We start from the raw sequence: 12,885 nt of genomic DNA on the forward strand, positions 1-12,885 counted from the left end.
GAACCGCTGTGAAACCCGGAGAACCAGGGAGGTGCGAAAGTGCGGGGGAGGGGAGCGTCCGTCACTCCTTGACGCTTCCCGCGGCGAGGCCCGACTGCCAGTACCGCTGGAGCAGCAGGAACGCGGCGATCAGCGGGATGATGGTGAGCAGCGAGCCGGTGATCACCAGGTTGAAGATGGCCTTGCCGCCGTTGGTCATGGCCTGGTCGTTCCAGGCGTCGAGCCCGAGGGTCAGCGGGTACCAGTCCGGGTCCTTGATCATGATCAGCGGCAGGAAGTAGTTGTTCCAGGTCGCGACCATGGTGAACAGCAGGACGGTGACGATGCCCGGCGCGAGCAGCGGCAGGCACACGGTGAAAAAGGTGCGCAACTCGCCGGCGCCGTCGATCCGCGCGGCCTCCAGCAGCTCACCGGGGATCGCCTCGGCGGCGAAGACCCACATCAGATAGAGGCCGAACGGCGAGATCAGCGAGGGGATGATCACGGCCCAGGGGGTGTTGGTCAGGCCCATCTCGCTGAACATCAGGAAGGTGGGGACGGCCAGTGCCGTTCCGGGCACCGCGACGGCCCCGATGACCACGGCGAACACCCCGCGCTTGCCGGGGAATTCGAACTTGGCGAGCGCGTAGCCGCCGAGCACGGCGAGCAGGGTGGCGCCGCCCGCGCCCACGACCACGTACAGCAGGGTGTTCAGCAGCCAGCGGACGAACACACCGTCGTCGTAGGTGAGTGTGTCGCTGATGTTGCTCCACAGCGCGAAGTCGCTGTCGAACCAGAGGCCGGGGGAGCTGAGCAGCCCCTCCTGGGTCTTGGTGGAGTTGATGACGAGCCAGCCGAGCGGTACCAGCGCGTAGATCAGTACGAGGCCGGTGAGCACGGTGAGCAGCACGCTGCGGCGGGGGCGGTCGACGCTGTGCGGCTTGCGCGGAGTGCGCAGCGTGGCGGCCGGGCGCGGCAGGTGCTCCTCACGCGGGGCAACCGGGGTGGGGGCGGTGGCTCCCATCGTCACGCTTCCTTTCGCATGCCGCGGAGCTGTACGGCATAGGCGATGACCATGGTGATGACACCCATGATGATCGCCACCGTGGCCGCGTAGTTGTGCTGCTGGCCGGAGAAGGCCAGGGAGTAGGTGTAGAAGTTGGGGGTGAAGTGCGTGGTGATCGTGTTGGGGGACAGGTTCCGCAGGATGCTGGGCTCGTTGAACAGCTGGAAGCTGCCGATGATCGAGAAGATGGTCGCGATCGCCAGCGCGCCCCGGATGGCCGGCAGCTTGATCGCGGCGATGATCCGCCACTGGCCGGCGCCGTCGATCTCCGCGGCCTCGTAGAGCGAGTTCGGGATCACCCGCAGTGCCGAGTAGAAGATCAGCATGTTGTAGCCGACGAACTCCCAGGTCACGATGTTGCCGATGGAGGCCAGTACCAGGTCGGCGGAGAGCGGGTCGGGCAGACTCAGACCGAACGCGTCGTTGATGTTGCCGACGAGTCCGAAGCGGGTGCCGTACATGAAGCCCCACATCAGGGCCGCGACCACGGCGGGTACGGCGTAGGGCAGGAAGATCGCGATCCGGAAGAAGCTCTTTCCGTGGAGCCGTCCGCTGTCGACGGCCAGCGCCACCAGCAGCGCGATCCCCAGCATGACCGGCACCTGAACGGCCAGGAAGAGGCCCACCCGGCCGAGCCCGGACCAGAACTGCGGGTCCTCCAGGGCGCGTTGGTAGTTCTCCAGGCCGACGAACGAGGTGCCGCCGATCAGCTGGGTCCGATAGAAGCTCAGGTAGACCGAGTACGCGATCGGGGCGAGGAACACCAGGGCGAAGACCGCCATGAACGGGCCGATGAAACCCCACCCGACCCATGCCCGTCCGCGCTGAAGTCCCCGCCGAGGACCCCCGCGTGGGGCAGGGCGTCCCGCGATGGAGGGCGGTGACAATGCCGTCATGGCTGGTTCCTCGCTCGTCGTTCCTTCCACCCGGACACCGGGGGAAGACGTCCGTGGACGTGCCGTGGCCCGATGTGCCGACCACCACGATGTTTACGTAAACATTGGTTAATGGGATGCTTACATCGGGCACTGGAGGGCGTCAAGATCCTCGACAGAGCCAGTTGAGCCGACGGCAGAGCCCCCTGCCGGACGGCCGACGGGTCGAACGGGACGGCCGGGACTGACGGCCGGATCGAGGGCGGGGCCGACGGCCGAATTGATGACGAGGAACGTGAGGGCACGGGTGGAGAAGAGCGTGGACAGCGCGGAGACGGACGGCGGCCGTCCACCGGCGGCCGGTGTGGCCGAGGCGCCGCCGCGCCGGCAGCGCAGAGTGTCCATGGCGGACGTCGCCCGGCTGGCCGGGGTCTCCTCGCAGACCGTCTCCCGTGTCTCCAACGGCCACCAGGGCGTGGTGGAGTCGACGCGACAGCAGGTGATCGCGGCGATGAAGGAACTGGGCTACCGGCCCAACAGCGCGGCCCGCGCGCTGAAACGGGGCGAGTTCTGCACCATCGGCATCATCCTGTTCACGCTCTCGACCACCGGTAACGTCCGCACACTGGAGGCCATCGCCACCTCGGCGGCGCAGCAGGGGTACGCCACCACCCTGCTCCCCGTCGCCGTCCCGACCCAGGACGAAGTGCGCGGCGCCTTCACGCGGTTGGGCGAGCTGGCGGTGGACGCCATCATCGTCATCATGGAGGTCCATCTGCTGGACGCGGCCACCGTCTCGCTGCCGCCCAACGTCGGAGTGGTGGTGGCCGATTCCGACGCCGGCGACCGGTACAGCGTGGTCGACACCGACCAGGCGGGCGGCGCCCGGGAGGCGGTGCGGCATCTGCTGGATCTGGGCCATACGACGGTCTGGCATCTGGCGGGCCCGGAGGAGTCGTTCGCCGCGCAGCGCCGGGCCGACGCCTGGCGGGCCACCCTGCGGGAGGCCGGCCGGGAGGTGCCGCCACCCCTGCGCGGCGACTGGTCGGCCGAATCGGGCTACCGGGCCGGGCTCCGGCTGGCCGGGGAAGCCGGCTGTACGGCGGTGTTCGCGGCGAACGACCAGATGGCGCTCGGACTGCTGCGGGCCCTGCACGAGTCCGGCCGTACGGTGCCGGACCAGGTCAGTGTGGTCGGCTTCGACGACATCCCGGACGCGGGCTCGTACGTACCGCCGCTCACCACCGTCCACCAGGACTTCGCCGAAGTGGGCCGGCGCTGCGTCGAGGGCGCGCTGCGGCAGATCGGCACGGGCGCGGACGAGCGCGGCACCACGCTGGTGCCCACCCGGATGGTGATCCGCCGGAGCACCGCGCCGCCGCCCTGAACCGACTCGGTGATCAACACCTCCCCCTCGGTACGTCCTCCTGGTGCCGTGACCGCATAGGTTCACCGGGCCGTCGAGGGTTGTGTGGTGTGTGGGCCGGGACCGGCGGTCCCGGTCAGGTGTGCTCGGTAGCGGTAGCTGTCGCGGTGGCGGAGAGGTCGTCGGGGCCGCCCGGGGAGTCGGTGATGGGCGGGGTGTCGGCGGCGGAGGCCCGCACGAGGCGGGGGCCGTCCGGCCCGTACACCGCGCGCGGTTCGGGAAACGCGATCAGCAGGCCGAGGTAGCTCATGGCCGCGAGGGCGAGACCGACCGGCAGGGAGATGTCGGCCCCGTTCGCGAGGTCGCCCAGCGGGCCGACGAACTGGCCCGGCAGGTTCACGAAGAGCAGCGCCACGACGGCGGACACCAGCCAGGCGGACATCCCGCGCCAGTTCCAGCCGTGAGTGAACCAGTAACGGCCGCCGCGCTGACGGCGGTTGAAGACCTGCAGCGCCTCCGCGTCGTACCAGCCACGGCGGGTGACATAGCCGAGAACCATCACGATCATCCAGGGCGCGGTGCAGGTGACGATCAGCGTCGCGAAGGTGGAGATGGACTGGGTCAGGTTCAGGGCGAACCGGCCGAGGAAGAGGAACACGATCGACAGTGCCCCGATGAGGAGGGTCGCCCGGACCCGGCTGAAGCGCGGAAAGACGCTGGAGAAGTCGAGGCCGGTGCCGTAGAGCGCCGTGGTGCCGGTGGACAGGCCGCCGATCAGCGCGATCAGGCACAGCGGCAGGAAGTACCAGCCGGGCGAGATCGCCAGCAGCCCGCCGACGTAGTTGGGGGCGGCCGGGTCGACGTACTTGGCGGCCTTTGTGGCGATGACCGAGGCGGTGGCCAGGCCGAAGACGAACGGCAGCAGGGTGGCGAGCTGGGCGAGGAACGCGGCGCCCATCACCCGGCGGCGCGGTGTCGCGGCCGGGATGTAGCGGGACCAGTCACCGAGGAAGGCGCCGAAGGAGACCGGGTTGGACAGCACGATCAGTGCGGCGCCGATGAACGACGGCCAGAACAGCGGGTCGGCGGTCGAGGCGAAGGTGCCCGCGTAGCCGGGGTCGAAATCGTCGCCGAAGGCGACGGCGCCCAGCACGAAGAGCGCCGACGCGGCCGTCACGGCAACCTTGTTGACCAGCAGCATGAAGCGGAAGCCGTAGATGCAGACGATGAGGACGAGGACCGCGAACACCGCGTAGGCGACGCCGTACGAAAACTCCGACTCCGGTACGTCGGCGAGCCGGTGGGCCCCGCCGATGAGCGCGTCACCCGAGGACCACACCGAGATCGAGAAGAACGCGATGGCGGTGAGCAGCGAGAGGAACGAGCCGACGATCCGGCCGTGGACTCCCAGGTGCGCCGAGGACGAGACCGCGTTGTTCGTGCCGTTCGCCGGGCCGAACAGCGCCATGGGGGCGAGCAGCAGCGCCCCGGCGACCAGGCCGAGGACGGTCGCCGCGAGACCTTGCAGGAAGGACAGCCCCAACAGGACGGGAAAGGCACCGAGTACGCAGGTCGCGAAGGTGTTGGCGCCGCCGAAAGCCAGCCGGAAGAGGTCGATCGGGCGGGCCGACCGGTCCTCGTCCGGTATGCGTTCGACGCCATGGGTCTCGATCTCGGTGATCGACGTGGTCACGGGCTTCATCCTCCGGTCCGGCTGTGGCATCGCCCCGTGGTCAGGGGCGTGGCCACAGTCTGCGTCCCGCCCCTGACCAGCGGCAACCGTCGGTGGCGCGGGGTGGGGGATGGGGGCGACTTCGGACTTACTCATCTAGTGCCGGTCGCGGCACTAGCATGCCCGTGATCACCACCGGAGCTGATACGAGAGGGGCCCGCCATGCGTGCCGAGCAGTGGACCGGAGTTGTCACTTATCACGGTGAGGGGCCCAACTGGGACGCCAACACCGGACAGTTGAGGATCGTCGACATGCTGGCCGGGGACATCCTCACCTTCGACGCCGACGGCGCGTACGAACGGCAGCACGTCGGCGACGTCGCGGCGGCCTGGCGCTCCCGGCGCTCCGGTGGCATCGTGGCGGCCGTCGAACGGGGCTTCGTCCTGATAGCGGCGGACGGCACCGTCACCCGTGGCGACGAGCTGTGGTCCGACCCCCGGGTCCGGATGAACGAGGGCGGCTGCGACCCGGCCGGAAACTTCTACTGCGGGTCGATGGCCTACGACGCCCGCCCCGGCGCCGGTTCCGTGTACCGGCTCACTCCCGGCGGCGACATCTCCGTCGCGCACACCGGCGTGACCATTTCCAACGGCCTCGCCTGGGCCCCGGACGGCAGCTTCGCGTACTACGTCGACACCCCCACGCAGTCCGTCGCCCGGGTGACGGTCGACCCGTCGACCGGCCGGTTCTCCACCCCCGCGCCCTGGGTCACGATCGACCGCCGCGACGGCGCCCCCGACGGCATCACGGTGGATGCCGAAGGAGGCGTGTGGGTCGCTCTGTGGGGCGGGTCGGCGGTGCGTCGCTACACGGCCGACGGCACCCTGGACGAGGTGGTCGAGGTCAACGCCCGCCAGGTCAGCGCCTGTTCGTTCGGCGACGACGACTACGGCCGGCTGTTCATCACCACCTCGCGCCAGGACATCGCGGACGGCGACGACCCGGCGGCGGGCTCGGTGTTCACCGTGCGACCGGGGATCGCCGGACTCGCGCCGCTACCGTACGCCGGGTAGGTCACGGCGGGCGGCCCCGGCGGGCAGGTCACCGACGGCGGGCGGCCCCGGCGGGTAGCTCGTCCGCCGGGGCCGCCCGCCGTCATGCCCCCGGGTCACAGACTCGGCGCTCCCCAGACGGGGAACCAGCGGGCGAGATCGGGTTCGATCCGCAGGTCATCACCGAGAACCGCCCTGACCTGGAGTTCTCGCTGACTGTCGCGCTTCTCGACGGCGCCGGGCAGCGGTGCGAAGGGGTAGAAACTGCCGCGCTTGTAGAGATAGACCAGAGCGAGGGACCGCTGCTCGGGGTCCCGGAAGCTGAGCAGCGAGCAGAGGAGCTGCGGGCCGAAGCCGCCGTCCTGGAGCAGTGTGTTCACCGCGTGCAGATCGTTGACCAGGGCGGCCGTGTCGTCGGGCGACCGCTGCGCCAGCAGCCAGGTGTAGCCGTACGCGTCCTGGCTGAACGACACGGGCGGGCCGCTCCGGTCGGAGTCCGCGTCGAGCAGCTCCTGTACGTCCTGGCGGATCCGCGCGAATCCACCGCCCTCCACGCCCGCGAAGCAGACCGAGCCGAGCCCGGTGGGCGCGAATCCGGCACCGGCCTGGAGGGTGAGTGCGGCGGACGGCAGGGCGAAGAGCTGATCGAGGTTGGGGCGGACGGGCTTGCTGCGGCCGAGGATGGTGTCGAGAAGGCCCACGTGACCAGCTCCTCGCTGTGGCTGTGGTGACGGCTTTTCGCCGCCGGGTCCAGTACGGCCGGTAGGGCCGCCACGGCCGGTGAAGGCGGTGACGAATGGTGACGACCGGTGACGGCCGTTACGGGCGGGCCAGTTCGGCGGAGATACGGCCGAGCTGGTCCAGGCGCTGTTCGAGTGTCGGGTGGGAGGAGAGCAGCCGCCCCAGGCTCTCCTTCGAGGAGAACGCGGGGACGAAGAAGAAGGCGTTGTACGGTTCGGCCTTCCTCAGGTCTTCCGTCGGGATCCGCGCCATCTGGCCGCTCACCTTGGTCAGCGCAGAGGCGAGCGCCGACGGCCGACCGGTGAGCAGCGCGGCGGTGCGGTCGGCGGAGAGCTCGCGATACCGGGAGAGCAGCCGGGTCAGCAGAAAGCCGATCGCGTACACCACCGCGCTGACCAGCGGTATCAGCATGAGCGCGATACCGACGGGGTCGGAGCCCCGGCTCCTGGAGAGGCCGCTGAAGAGCGCGAACCGGGTGATCAGGCCCGCGAGCACGCCCAGGAAGGAGGCGATGGTCATGACCGCGACATCGCGGTGCGCGACATGCGACATCTCGTGCGCGAGGACTCCTTCCAGTTCCTCGGGCTCCAGCCTGCGCAGCAGGCCGGTGGTGGCACAGACGAGAGCGGTGCGCTCGCTCCTGCCGGTGGCGAAGGCATTGGGAATGTCGCTCTGCGCGACCGCCACCCGCGGTTTGGGCATATCGGCCAGCGCACAGATCCGGTCGATGGCGCCGTGCAGCTCCGGTGCCTGCTCGGGGGTCACTTCGCGCGCCCCCATGCTGAAGGCCGCGATGCGGTCGCTGAACCAGAACTGCGCGATGAACAGTGCACCCGCGAGGATCAGGATGATCGGCCAGGCGCCGTGCAGTACGGCGATCAGCACACCGACGAGGACCACATAGAGCAGACCGATCAGGAACATGGTGGTCACCATGCGTGTGGTCAGACCCCGGTCCGGGGTGTAGCGGGATTTTGTCATCGTCGCCCTCCAGTCGCTCACTCCTCTGTCAATCTTCCTCCTTTTCCGGCGAAACGGAGGAAGCCGGGTATATGGAAGGTGTAGGACTTGTCGCAGGCCAGCTAGGGGGCGCACGACGGCGCACTGCTGTACGCGGGGCTTACAGAACCCCGGGAAATGCCTCCCTTGCTGCCGCATGCCGGAGTGTTCAATGCATTACAGGGGCAGCCAGGCGTGTGCGAAGGAGGTAGAACAGGGTAAACGACAAAAACGTTTTGCCGGCCGTCAGTGGTAAGACTGGCAGTCAGTGGTAAGAGGGGGGTAGCGGCATGATCAGGGTTCTTGTTGTGCACAATGTGGGGCTGATCCGCTCGGCGCTGGTGGCATTGTTACGCTCGGAAACGGAGCTGGACGTGTCATCGGCAAGTGGACGTACGGCATTCCGCATGGCATACGGGGTTCCGCCCCATGTCTATGTGGCCGATATCGACTGTCTGGATTCCCTTGGGTGTGAAGGGGATGGAGTGGGGCCCACCCACCGTGACCTGGACCATGAGCCGGCGCTGCTGGTTCTCACCACCGCGCGGAAGCCGGGGGCCCTCCGTAAAGCTTTTGACGCGGGAGCTCTTGGATACGTCAACAAGGACGGTGAGCCGGGACGTTTAGTGGAAGGCATACACCAAGTCGCCCGAGGCGAGCGATTCATTGATGAATCGCTCGCTTTCGATTTCTTCCAGGCGGCGAAGATGCCGTTGACACCACGTGAACTGAGCGTTCTCGCACTGGCTGCCGACGGGGCGCCGATCGATGAAATAGCGAGATCGCTGCATCTTTCCAAGGGGACGATACGCAACTACCTGGCGGCCGCCATACGGAAGGTCGGTGGACGTAACCGACTGGACGCCGTTCGAATATCGCAGGGCGCGGGCTGGCTGTGAGCCGGTACGAGCCGGCCGCCATCGGCTCGGCCGTCCTCAGTGGTCGTCGGCTCCGGCTCCGTCTCTGTCACCGGCTCCGTCAGCCGCTCTGCCAGTGGCCCACCAGATCACGGTAGAGCGCGGACCGGACGAGCAACTCGTCATGGGTTCCGTACGCGGGCCTGGTCCCGTCCAGCACCAGGACGCGGTCCGCGCGGCGCGCGGAGGACAGGCGGTGCGCGACAACGATCAGCGTGCCGGGACGTTCGGCCAGCGCCAGTTCCGCCCGCGCCTCGGCGACCGGATCCAGATGGCAGGTGGCCTCGTCCAGGAGCATGAGGGGCGCGGGGGACAGATACGCGCGGCACAGGGACAGCAACTGGCGCTCGCCCTGCGACAGTTTGGCGGGCTCGACCGGGGCGTCCAGCCCGCCGAGCCGTTCGATCAGGCCGTCGGCGCGCAACGCGCCGACGGCCAGGCCGAGTTCGGCGGCCGACGCGTCAGGACGCAGATGCAGCAGGTTGTCGCGGACCGTACCGGTGAACACGTACGCCTGCTGCGGTATCAGCACCCGCTGCTCCGCCAGGTCGCCCGCGTCCCGGCCCGACACGGGCCTGCCCGCCAGCAGAACGGTTCCCCGGTCGGGGGAGAGGAGCCCCGCGATGACGCCCGTGAGGGTGGACTTGCCGATACCGCTCGGGCCCACTACCGCCACATGCGAGCCCTGTTCGACGACCAGATCGAGACATTCCAGCACCGGCGGCGCACCGGGCCCGTACGCCAGGGTCACGGAGCGGACCTCGGCGGCGGGAGGCATCCGGTGTGACCCCGGTCCGCCGCCGTCCCGCCGAGTACCGCCTCTCGTCGTCACTCGGGCGGGGAGGGGCGCGGATATGGGGGGAAGAGTCTCCGCGGTTCCTTTACCGGCCGTACCGTCCTCGAACCGGTCCAGCACCACCAGCAGCCGGGTACCCGCCGCGCCCAGCGCCGTCATCAGCGTGTGGAGGGCGGGCAACAGGGCCTGGACGAGATAGGCCAGGGCCCCCACCATGGCGCCGGCCGTCACCCCCTGGTCCAGCAGCCATGGAGTGGCGGCCAGTAGCAGGATCACGGGCAGCTGGCCGGCCACCCCCAGCGCCAGGGTCCGGACGGCCGCCCAGCGGGCCAGGACGCGCGACGCCCGTGCTCCCGCGTCGATCAGCCGCTCCGTACGGTCCGCCACCTCCGCCTGCGTACCGCACGCCACGATGTCACGCAGCCCGGCGCCGATCGTGCCGACCCGGTCGGCGATGGCCTCGTCCAGGTCCAGGAAGGCCCGCTGGGCGGTGGCCATCGGCGCGAGCGTGGCGAGGAACAGCAGCAGCCCCAGCAGCAGCGGCGGCAGGACCACCAGCAGGAACTGCGGCGCCAGCGTCAGCAGCCCGGCCAGCGCTCCCACCGTGGTGAAGACGAAGGACCGCGCGGTGAGCACCAGCCCGGCGAAACTGTCCCGCACGATCTCGGTCTGATGGGTGAGCCGCGAGACCGCGCCGCCGTCCGCCCGCGCGGGGTCGGCCACGGCCCGCCGCAGCGACTGCGACACCGCCCGCCGGACCAGGGCGTCCCGCAACGGCTCGACGAGCGCGGTGAGTTGGGTGAAGACACCACGAACGAGCGGGCCGCCGACCAGGATCGCGGCCGCCGCCACGGCCAGCCAGCCGAGGCCGACTCCCGTATGTCCGGCCAGGAAACCGCGGTCGAGGGCCCGTGCCAGGCAGTACCCGCCGAGGAAGGTCTGCGCGGACTCCAGCAGGGACCAGCCGGCGAGCCGGACCAGGACACCCTTTCTGCGCAGCAGGAAACGCCTGCCCTGCGGCAGGATCCGGCGCAGCGCCCCCCGGCCTTCCGCGTCCCGGCCCTTCGCGTGCAGGCTGTCCATCTTCCGGGCGGCCGTATCCGCGGCCGTCACCGGGCGGGCCGTTCCGCGGAGGTGTCCGCCGCGAGCCCTGTCCCGGACGGTACGGGAGTGTCCGGCACCGGCACCGGCACCGGCACGTGCGCGGATGCCGAGTCCGATTCCGATTCCGATTCCGGGACCGGGACCGGGACCGGGACCGAGTCCGATTCCGGCACCGCGAAGACCTCGCGGTACGCCGGGAACCGCCACAGGTCCGCGTGCGGGCCCACCGCCCGTACCCGCCCCTCCTCCAGCCAGATCACCAGGTCCGCCCGGACCGCCGAGGAGAGCCGGTGCGCGATGATCAGCCGGGTGCCCGCCCGGACCTCCTGGACCAGCGCGCGCTCCACCTGGCGTTCGGTGACCGTGTCCAGGCTGGAGGTCGCGTCGTCGAGTATCAGCAGCCGCCCGGCGTGCGCGAACGCACGTGCCAGACCCAGCCGTTGGAGTTCGCCGCCGGACAGTGGCGCGTCGCCCGGCGGCGTGTCGTACCCGTACGGCAGCAGTCGTACGAACGCGTCCGCGCTCGCCGCACGCGCCGCCGACCGCACCCGGCTCGCGGGGACCGGCTCGGCGCCGGAGGCCAGAGCCTCGCCGATCGTGTCGCCGAACAGCACCGGCCGTTCGAAGGCGTACCCGACCTCACGGCGCAACTGGCCGTGCTCGACAGCCTCCAGACGTACGCCGTCGAGCCGTACGTGCCCCTCGTCCGGATCGGTGAGCCGGCCGGCGACGGCGGCCAGCATGGATTTGCCCGCCCCCGAACGCCCCACCACAGCGGCCGAGACGCCCCCGGGGATCTCCAGGTGCACGTCATGGAGCAGGGTCTGGCCGTCGCGCACGACCCTGACCCCGCGCAGTTCGAGCGTGCCCGGCCCGTCGGGCGGCAACGACTCGGTGCCGTACGTCAGGGCGGGCAGGGCCAGCAGTTCGCCGGTCCTGCGGGCCGCGGAACGGCTCCGTACCAGCGAGCCGAGCAGACCCGCGACCGCGCCCACACCCGCGGCCAGCGCCGCGTAGCGGGAGGCGGCCATCAGTTCGCCGACGCTGATCGCGCCCGAGGCCAGCCGGGTGCCGCCGACCGCCAGGACCCCGGTCGTCAGGAGGGGCATCAGGACGCCGCTGCGGGCGACGGCCCGGCCGTGCACACTCCACATGCGCGCGCCCTGGGCGCTGAGTTCGGGCAGGGGCGCGAGGATGCGGGCACGCTCCCGCTCCGCCGTGCCCGCGGCGGCGATGGTCCGCGCCCCGCCCAGCGCCTCGACGAGCCGGGCGGCGATGTCCGACTGCACCCGCTGGTAGCGCGCGACGCTGTCGGAGGAATCACGGGTGAAGGCGCGCAGCACCAGGACGAGCAGGGGCAGACCGACGAGGAAGGCCAGAGCTGTCCAGAGGTCGATGAGGAACAGGGCGACGATCGCCCCGGCGGGAGCGAGCAACGACGCGGCGACGGACGCACCGGTCACCGGCGCGATGCCGGCCTCCGTCGCGTTCGCGGACAGCCGGGCCGCCACATCGCCGGGCGAGAAGCGGGCGCCGTGTTCCGGTCGCGCCGCGAGGAACCGGCTCAGGCCACGGACCCGCAGCCAGGCGGTCGACCGGGCGTTGGCCGTCCCGCTCACCAGGGCGACCAGAGCGTCGAGAAGCACCTCCGCGGCGACCGCGACGGCACACAGGGTGAGCCAGAAACCGGCCTCGTCGTCGCGGTTCAGCAGCAGGTCCAGCGTCCGGCCGATGACCGCGGGCAGTGCGAGGGACGCGACGGCCGACGCGGCGGAGCAGACGAACACCGCCGAGGTACGGCCCGCGCTGTGCCGGGCGGCGGCGAGCAGCAGACCGCGGCCGGCCCGCTCCGAAGCCGACGGGTCGCGGGGGCCGGAGGCGCTGAGAGAGCCGCGGGGACCGCGCGAGCCACGACGCGGGAACACCATCAGGGAGGGGCCTCCTCCGGTCCAGGGGCACGAAAGCTCTCCGGGGGCGGGAAGGTCCCGGGCGGTCAACCGCCCGGGACCACGTGCCCCTCCCGGCAGGGTCTGCCCCGTCACGGCGCACACCCTGCCGGTCGTGGCGCAGGTTCAACCCCCACCCGCCGGATGGGCTGACCCTCCGGCGGGACCTGTGACCGACGGCGTCAGCCACAGGCGTTGACGCTTGGCGTCAGTTGCAGGTGGTGACGCTCAGGCTGCTGTCACCACAGAGCAGCAGGCTCGCGCGGCTGCCGCCGGTCGCGACCTCGCCGGTGGCCTCTTCCTTCGGGGTCTCCATCGACTGCAGGTCGAGAAGGGTCATGATGTTTCCTCTCATTGGGGACGTTGTGCTC

At 70.4% G+C, this 12,885-nt stretch carries 11 protein-coding genes; 3 read left to right on the forward strand and 8 right to left on the reverse strand.

The features are described 5' to 3' along the window. Nucleotides 1-61: 61 nt before the first annotated feature. Entirely contained in the window at nt 62-1,003 is a 942-nt protein-coding gene (locus ACIQD6_RS28620) for a carbohydrate ABC transporter permease (RefSeq protein WP_401887739.1), read from the reverse strand. Between the two features lie 2 nt (nt 1,004-1,005). Beyond that, nucleotides 1,006-1,941, reverse strand: a complete 936-nt coding sequence (locus tag ACIQD6_RS28625) for a carbohydrate ABC transporter permease (protein WP_401887742.1) — start codon at nt 1,939-1,941, stop codon at nt 1,006-1,008. A gap of 382 nt (nt 1,942-2,323) precedes the next feature. On the opposite strand from ACIQD6_RS28625, the gene ACIQD6_RS28630 reads away from it, so the two are divergent. Further along, nucleotides 2,324-3,307 (forward strand): LacI family DNA-binding transcriptional regulator, encoded by a 984-nt coding sequence (locus tag ACIQD6_RS28630; RefSeq protein ID WP_401887910.1) that lies wholly within the window; start codon nt 2,324-2,326, stop codon nt 3,305-3,307. Nucleotides 3,308-3,422: 115 nt separating this feature from the next. Here the strand turns inward: ACIQD6_RS28630 and ACIQD6_RS28635 are convergent, their stop codons facing one another. Next, nucleotides 3,423-4,988: a purine-cytosine permease family protein gene (locus tag ACIQD6_RS28635; RefSeq protein ID WP_401887745.1), complete on the reverse strand. Its 1,566-nt coding sequence runs from the start codon at nt 4,986-4,988 to the stop codon at nt 3,423-3,425. A 192-nt stretch (nt 4,989-5,180) separates the two neighbouring features. On the opposite strand from ACIQD6_RS28635, the gene ACIQD6_RS28640 reads away from it, so the two are divergent. Next, on the forward strand, nt 5,181-6,032 hold the full coding sequence (locus ACIQD6_RS28640; RefSeq protein WP_401887747.1) for an SMP-30/gluconolactonase/LRE family protein: 852 nt from the start codon (nt 5,181-5,183) through the stop codon (nt 6,030-6,032). 95 nt (nt 6,033-6,127) lie between these two features. Here ACIQD6_RS28640 and ACIQD6_RS28645 read toward each other — a convergent pair whose 3' ends face one another. Next, on the reverse strand, nt 6,128-6,712 hold the full coding sequence (locus ACIQD6_RS28645; protein ID WP_401887750.1) for a hypothetical protein: 585 nt from the start codon (nt 6,710-6,712) through the stop codon (nt 6,128-6,130). A gap of 118 nt (nt 6,713-6,830) precedes the next feature. After that, nucleotides 6,831-7,733, reverse strand: a complete 903-nt coding sequence (htpX, locus tag ACIQD6_RS28650) for a zinc metalloprotease HtpX (protein ID WP_401887752.1) — start codon at nt 7,731-7,733, stop codon at nt 6,831-6,833. A 308-nt stretch (nt 7,734-8,041) separates the two neighbouring features. On the opposite strand from htpX, the gene ACIQD6_RS28655 reads away from it, so the two are divergent. Then, nucleotides 8,042-8,650: a LuxR C-terminal-related transcriptional regulator gene (locus tag ACIQD6_RS28655; RefSeq protein WP_401887755.1), complete on the forward strand. Its 609-nt coding sequence runs from the start codon at nt 8,042-8,044 to the stop codon at nt 8,648-8,650. Between the two features lie 79 nt (nt 8,651-8,729). On the opposite strand, the gene ACIQD6_RS28660 is transcribed toward ACIQD6_RS28655, so the two are convergent. The 3 genes from ACIQD6_RS28660 to ACIQD6_RS28670 form a co-directional block, all read right to left on the reverse strand. Continuing rightward, a complete protein-coding gene (locus tag ACIQD6_RS28660) occupies nt 8,730-10,577 on the reverse strand; it encodes an ATP-binding cassette domain-containing protein (protein ID WP_401887758.1) in 1,848 nt (615 codons plus the stop codon). Beyond that, entirely contained in the window at nt 10,574-12,496 is a 1,923-nt protein-coding gene (locus ACIQD6_RS28665; RefSeq protein WP_401887760.1) for an ABC transporter ATP-binding protein, read from the reverse strand. Before ACIQD6_RS28665 ends, ACIQD6_RS28660 begins: the two co-directional genes overlap by 4 nt. 226 nt (nt 12,497-12,722) lie before the next feature. Then, on the reverse strand, nt 12,723-12,854 hold the full coding sequence (locus ACIQD6_RS28670; protein WP_401887763.1) for a SapB/AmfS family lanthipeptide: 132 nt from the start codon (nt 12,852-12,854) through the stop codon (nt 12,723-12,725). Nucleotides 12,855-12,885: the final 31 nt, after the last annotated feature.

The organism is Streptomyces sp. NPDC088400 (genome assembly GCF_044753355.1).
GTDB lineage: Bacteria > Actinomycetota > Actinomycetes > Streptomycetales > Streptomycetaceae > Streptomyces.